Genomic DNA, 5,007 nt, shown 5'->3' on the forward strand with positions numbered 1-5,007 from the left:
CCCTTCTTTCTTCTGCCTTTTCCTTCAGGAGATGAATTGAAACATGTATCGATATTAGGCTCGACTGGCTCAATTGGTAAGAGTGCGCTGTCGTTTATTGGCAAACACCGGGATCGTTTCAGGGTAGTCGGACTTACGGCCAACCGAAGCATAGAGACGCTCAAGCAACAGATACTGGAGTTCAGGCCGGAGGTCGTGGCAGTTGCGCAACACGACGCAGCGCAAACGCTCTCCCGGTGGGCTGCCCGGACGCCGGATGCGGCCTCTGTGCAGGTGCTGTCCGGAGAGGGGGGGTGTTGCGATGTGGCCGCATACTCGAATGCGGAGTTCGTGCTCTCTGCCATAGTGGGTTCGTCGGGGCTTCGGCCAACGCTTGCCGCCATCAGGGCCGGTAAGCACATCGGCCTGGCCAACAAGGAAACCCTCGTGATGGCCGGAGACATCGTCATGGCCGAGGTAAAACGACACAACGTCAACCTCTTCCCCGTTGACAGCGAACACAGCGCCATATTTCAATGCCTGGAGGGCTACAACGTCAAAGACGTCAGGCGACTGCTTCTGACGGCATCGGGGGGACCGTTCTTTGGAAAGACCACACTGGAACTCGAAGACGTCTCAGCCGAAGATGCCCTCAAACACCCCAGTTGGTCAATGGGCAGCAAGATAACCGTGGACTCGGCAACGCTCATGAACAAGGGCCTGGAGGTCATAGAGGCACACCACCTGTTTGGCTTCGACCACGACCGCATAGACGTCCTGGTGCATCCCCAGAGCATCGTACACTCCATGGTGGAGTTTAACGACGGGGCGTTGTTGGCGCAGTTGTCGCTGCCCGATATGAGGGGGCCAATCGCCTATGCCCTGTCCTATCCGGAGAGGATGCCGGGTGCGATAAACCGCTGCCGCCTTGAGGAAATTCGGTCGCTGACCTTTCATCCCCCCTGCCTGGAGACCTTCCCGTGTCTGTCCTATGCCTACAGTGCCCTGAGAGAGGGCGGGACGATGCCCGCAGCAATGAATGCAGCAAACGAAGAAGTGGTAGCGCTGTTTCTGGCCGGTGCGATACGCTTTAACCAGATACCAGCAATTATAAACGAAGTGATGTCAAAACACAAGAACGTCCGGTGCGACGACCTCGAGGCCATCTTTGAAGTGGACAGGTGGGCACGGTCAACCGTAGCGGACATTACAAGGGAGGCAAGAAAATGACGGCGGTTTATGCGATATTGTTAATAGGAATACTGATTTTTGTTCACGAACTGGGACACTTTATCTTTGCCAAGCTGGTGGGGATAAAGGTGTTGAAGTTTTCCCTGGGGCTTGGGCCGGCCATTATCAGCCGCAAGTACGGGGAAACCACGTATCAGTTGTCGGCCTTTCCCATAGGCGGGTTTGTGAAGATGCACGGCGAAGACCAGGAGCCGGACTCCACGGAGCTGGAGGAGCCGGAGCGTTCGTTTGCGGCACAGTCCATATTTAAACGCTTTCTGGTGGTCAGTGCCGGGTCGGTGTTTAACCTGCTTTTTGCGGCATTGCTGTTTTGCATAGTGCTGATGACAGGCATACCAAAGCTCAAGGCCGTCATAGGCGAAGTGCTGCCGGATTCTCCGGCCCAGGCAGCCGGTATGATGAAGGGCGATATAGTAACCGCCATCGACGGAGAACCACTCAAAAACTGGGACAAGTTGACCGGGATAATCCACGACAGCGCCGGCAAGTCGCTGGCCGTCTCCATACGCAGGGGCACGGAGGACATCGTTATCCACATCACGCCAAAACGAGATACCGCCAAGGACATCTTTGGGCAGGACATACAGGTCGGTCTGGTAGGCATTAAGCCAAGCGGGGATTCCGAAATCGAACGCTACGGGCTGTTTCAGGGCATCTACCAGGGCTTTGCCAGGACGTGGGATGTCATCGCTCTGACTCTCCTGTCGGTCGTGAAGCTGATCCAGAGGGTGGTGCCTGCCGATACCATCGGTGGCCCTATAATGATCTTTCAGTTGGCCGGTAAACAGGCAACATCGGGGGTTATTCATTTTCTGACATTTATGGCTGTAATCAGTATCAACCTTGGGGTGTTTAATCTGTTCCCGATCCCCATACTGGACGGAGGTCACATAGTGTATCTTGCAATTGAGGGGATCAGGAAAAAACCCCTGAGTGCTCAGGCAATGGCAATGACGCAGAAGGTGGGGCTTGCCTTTTTGTTGCTCCTGATGGTCTTTGCCGTGTATAATGACGTTCTGAGGCTGTTAGGCAAATCCCCGATGCCGTACTGAGCACGCACCCATGCCTGACACCTTAGACATAAAGGTCTACTACGAGGATACCGACTGTGGCGGGGTCGTGTACTATGGCAAGTACCTTGGCTATCTGGAGCGAGCTCGGACAGAGTTCCTGCAACAACGCGGCATTGCCCTGACAACACTGATGCAGGAGGGGTTGCAGTTTGTGGTCGTTCACGTGGATATCCGCTATCACAGCCCCGCCAGATACGCCGATATCATATCCATCCACTCGGAGATTCATGGGGTCAGCTTTGCCTCGATCATCTTTAAACACCGGATAGTCAAAAAGGACACCGAGGCGTTGATTGCCGTCTCAAAGGTAAAGCTCGCCTGCGTGGGCAAGGGGCTCAAGCCGGAGCGCATGAGCAATGAGTTGATTGCGTGCCTGAGTGCATCGTAGCAGTAGCACCATTGGGCGTGTCATAATACATGATATAATCATAATATTAATTGAAGAGAAAAGTTCAGAAGTATTTTCAGAGCCTTATGTCGCCTTGACCTTTCAACCAGAATAAATTCACCGTGATATTTATCTGCCCCCTGTGGCAAAGATTGACGATGTTATGTTACATTTGAAGATGTTCTTGTATAGCAAGGTAAAGCTCAAGGAGCTTCTGACGGTGTTTTCAAAGGCCATGGACTATGTCGATATCGCCTTGTCCAACCACCACCTGCGGGTGGCATGTATAGCGGACGACATTGCCACTGCCTACAATATGTCACGACAGCAGCGGATGAATATCTTTCTTGCAGCCGTGCTTCACGACATAGGGGTGTTTTCTCTAAAGGAAAAACTGGAGCTGACACACTATGAACTCAGCAGCAATCCCCACGTACATGCGGAAAACGGCTACCTCCTCATAAGGGATTTCAAGATATTTGCCGACGTTGCCGACATCATAAGATACCACCATGTGCCATGGGACAGGGGTAAGGGACAGTCGTTCAGAGGGACGGAGGTTCCACTTGGGGCGCACATCATTCATCTGGCCGACAGGGTCGAAATCCTTATAAACAAGGAACTGGAAATACTAGGGCAGAAGGACGCCATATCAAGGTCAATACGGTTAAAGAGTGACTCGTTGTTTATGCCTGACATGGTGGAGGCCTTTGCGGAGGTTGCCTCAAAGGAGTGCTTCTGGTTTGACGTATCCACCCCGGAGATAGATAAGACCATAGAGCTGAAGGGGCTAATGTCTGACATAGACTTAGACGTCTCCGAGCTTGCCAGTATATCCAAATTATACAGCCATATCATTGATTTTCGGAGCAGATTTACCGCCATGCACTCGGCGGGGGTCAGTGCGGTGTCAAGTCTGTTGGCGCAACTGGTGGGTTTTTCGGCAGTTGAGTGCCAGATGATGTCAATAGCCGGTCATCTGCATGACATCGGCAAGCTCTCCGTGCCAACCGAACTGCTGGAAAAACCCGGTAAACTTACCGTTGAAGAGTTCAACGTGATGAAACGCCACGCCTATCAATCCTATCGGATACTGGGCGCTATAAAGAACATGGAGACCATTAACGCCTGGGCATCCTTTCACCACGAGCGTATAGATGGCGCCGGTTATCCCTTTCACCTCCTGGGCAGGGACATCCCCATCGGGTCGAGGATCATGGCCGTAAGCGACGTCTTCACCGCCGTAACGGAGGACAGACCCTACCGCAAGGGGATGAGCGTGGAAGAGGCGTTGAGGTTGCTCCAGGGGCTGGCCGCTCAAAATGCCCTCGACAGTGACATCGTAAGCATCGCGCTATCCTACATCGGGGAACTCAATGACGTGCGAACGGCACTTCAAGCCAAGGCAGGCAACGACTACTGCAGCCTGAGATTGACTACGGCGTGACAGGTATTAGCAACGTAAGGATCGGAAGGCTCGCACTGGGCGAAAGACCGGCCATCGCCGTAGCACTCACCAACAGGGACGTTGAAACATTGGAGACGCTCTACGGGGCCGACCTCATGGAGCTGCGCATTGACATGTTTGACTGTCCCATCGGCGAACGGGCCGCCGGCAATACCGTCATCAGGGATACGTTTGTGAGGGCACGGCAGCGGTTTGACACACCAATCATTGCCACCTGCCGTTCAACGGCGGAGGGCGGCTTCAGGCAGCTTCAGGAGGACGTCAGGTTTGAAGTCATCAGCAGCGTAACGCCACTGGCCGATGCCGTGGATATAGAGATAAATTCCCCCATTGCCCACAGGGTCATCGACCTGGTAAGACAGGCCGGCAAAATGGTTATTGCATCCTACCACAACTTTCAACAGACCCCGCCAATCGAAGAACTAACTGCTATCATCAGCAGGTGCAAGGAGGCTGGTGCGCACATTACAAAGATAGCCACAATGGCCAACTCCCAAGGCGACCTTCAAACCATGGCGCTGCTGACGCTCAACCATCAAACCGCAGACATCGTTACCATCTCCATGGGCAGGCTCGGGATGGCATCCAGGGTGTTTTTACCCCTGATCGGTTCGCTCTTTACCTTTGCCAGCATAGAGACGGTTTCGGCCCCAGGGCAGATGTCAATTCAGCAAGTGAGCAAATTTCTGCGCTAATGGCAGGCCTTTTTCATTTCAGACGATTACGTTCCATATGAGGTGTGGTGTTTTAACACCACACCTCATATGGAACGTAATCGTCTGAAATGAAACAGGCCTGCCATTAGCGCAGAAATTTGCTCACTTGCTGAATTGACATCTGCCCTGGGG

At 53.3% G+C, this 5,007-nt stretch carries 5 protein-coding genes; all 5 read left to right on the forward strand.

Going from position 1 to position 5,007, the window contains the following annotated elements; genetic code table 11:
• A partial coding sequence (locus HWQ67_RS12800) for a 1-deoxy-D-xylulose-5-phosphate reductoisomerase (RefSeq protein WP_218253082.1) occupies positions 1–1,209 on the forward strand: 1,209 nt, incomplete at its 5' end.
• A complete protein-coding gene (gene rseP / locus HWQ67_RS12805) occupies positions 1,206–2,282 on the forward strand; it encodes an RIP metalloprotease RseP (protein WP_218253083.1) in 1,077 nt (358 codons plus the stop codon). The genes HWQ67_RS12800 and rseP, both read left to right, overlap by 4 nt.
• Before the next feature lie 10 nt (positions 2,283–2,292).
• Positions 2,293–2,691, forward strand: coding sequence for a YbgC/FadM family acyl-CoA thioesterase (locus HWQ67_RS12810; protein ID WP_218253084.1), 399 nt, complete (start codon positions 2,293–2,295; stop codon positions 2,689–2,691).
• 142 nt (positions 2,692–2,833) lie between these two features.
• Positions 2,834–4,138 carry an HD domain-containing phosphohydrolase gene (locus HWQ67_RS12815; RefSeq protein ID WP_218253085.1) on the forward strand — a complete coding sequence of 435 codons (1,305 nt, stop codon included), beginning with the start codon at positions 2,834–2,836 and terminating at the stop codon, positions 4,136–4,138.
• Positions 4,135–4,854 (forward strand): type I 3-dehydroquinate dehydratase, encoded by a 720-nt coding sequence (gene aroD / locus HWQ67_RS12820; protein WP_218253086.1) that lies wholly within the window; start codon positions 4,135–4,137, stop codon positions 4,852–4,854. The genes HWQ67_RS12815 and aroD overlap by 4 nt, the downstream gene beginning before the upstream one ends.
• Positions 4,855–5,007 lie beyond the last annotated feature (153 nt).

This window comes from Candidatus Magnetobacterium casense (genome assembly GCF_019173545.1).
Lineage (GTDB): Bacteria > Nitrospirota > Thermodesulfovibrionia > Thermodesulfovibrionales > Magnetobacteriaceae > Magnetobacterium > Magnetobacterium cryptolimnobacter.

Bases quoted from the DNA above. Each gene is read 5' to 3' on its own strand.
- rseP (WP_218253083.1), top strand. From the start codon at position 1,206: ATGACGGCGGTTTATGCGATATTGTTAATAGGAATACTGATTTTTGTT.
- HWQ67_RS12810 (WP_218253084.1), top strand. From the start codon at position 2,293: ATGCCTGACACCTTAGACATAAAGGTCTACTACGAGGATACCGACTGT.